1 protein-coding gene is annotated in these 1,512 nt (G+C 43.0%); it reads right to left on the bottom strand.

Annotated elements, in window-relative coordinates; translation table 11 throughout:
• Positions 1–117: 117 nt before the first annotated feature.
• A complete protein-coding gene (locus tag ADA42_RS06135; RefSeq protein WP_004948907.1) occupies positions 118–1,281 on the bottom strand; it encodes a glycerate kinase in 1,164 nt (387 codons plus the stop codon).
• Positions 1,282–1,512: the final 231 nt, after the last annotated feature.

Consider the following 1,512-nt stretch of genomic DNA (forward strand, 5'->3'; position numbering starts at 1 on the left):
GGGGATTTTAAATCCCCTGTGTCTACCTATTTCACCACCCGGGCATGAGCGCCATCATAGTGTAACCATGCAAATTAGGCAAGGAAATCTTGAATTATATGCAGATTTTTCAAGCAATTATTTTGTTTCAGTCGATTCAAGCTGTTTAATGAGGCGTCCGATATTTTCTGTTGTACGTGTAAGATTCATTGCCCCATTTTTACAAGCTTGTTCAATATTACTGGCACCATCGAGAATACCGAAAATCGCAGTAATACCATCTTCATACAGCATTTCGATGCCTTGGCCGATATAGCCTGCACATACAAATACAGGCTTGTTAAACGTTTTAGCTAAACGCGCCACTCCAATCGGTGTTTTTCCAAACTGCGTCTGTATATCGATTCCGCCTTCGCCAGTAAAAATGTAATCCGCTGCCTGAATTTTCTGAGCCAATTGAATAGATTCGATGACTGTTTCAACACCAGACTGAATTTTTGCCGTGGTAAACGCCATTAGGCCTGCGGCCAGTCCTCCTGCGGCGCCAGCACCCTTTACATGATGTAAAGAGATACCTAAAGTCTGCTGAATAATATCGGCAAAATGACAAAGATTGGCCTCAAGCTGAATGAGCATATCCGGTGTGGCGCCCTTTTGCGGCCCAAAAATATAGGTTGCACCATGTGGGCCAATTAACGGATTATTCACGTCGGTGGCAATTACGATCTCAACATCAGCCAAGCGTGGGTCGAGTTGAGTGATATCAATTGATGCAATCTGATTCAGTTGCCCGCCACCCAATTCAACCTCTTGATCGAATTGATCTAAAAATCGTACACCTAAAGCACTTGCCATTCCCATGCCAGCATCATTGGTAACACTACCGCCAAGCCCGATAATAATTTTCGATACCTGGTGATCTAAAGCAGCGCGAATCAGCTCTCCAGTACCATAAGTCGAAGTGAGTAGGGGGTTACGCTGATCGGGTGTGAGCAAGTGAATACCATTGGCCTTTGCCATTTCGATTACTGCGGTACGCCCCTGATCAATCAATCCAAAATAGGTCTGGACTTTATAAAGATGCAAAGGACCACTCACTGTGATATATACTTTTTGGCCTTGTTGCGCATCGATGATGGTATCTACTGTACCTTCACCACCGTCTGCCATAGGGCATAAATCATACTTGGCATCTGGAAAAATACGTTGTAAACCGTGTTGCATGGCCAAACATGCTTCTCTGGCAGTCATACTTTCTTTAAAGGAGTCGGGGGCGAGTACAAATGTTTTTGTTTTCATCATTGAATAATAACGCGATGCACATTGTTATTGGATTTGTTATGAAGATAACACTCAGATCTTGAGATTTAAATGAGAAAGTCTTGGCTTGAATAAAGAAAATATAAAAACATAAATTTCAGACATAAAAAAACCAGCACATTGCTGGATTCTTTATTGCACCATTTTAAAAGATTTAAAATGGTGCCCGGGGCCGGACTCGAACCGGCACGCCTTTGTGGGCGGGGGATTTTA

The organism is Acinetobacter sp. 243_ASPC (assembly GCF_001054715.1).
Classification (GTDB): domain Bacteria; phylum Pseudomonadota; class Gammaproteobacteria; order Pseudomonadales; family Moraxellaceae; genus Acinetobacter; species Acinetobacter soli.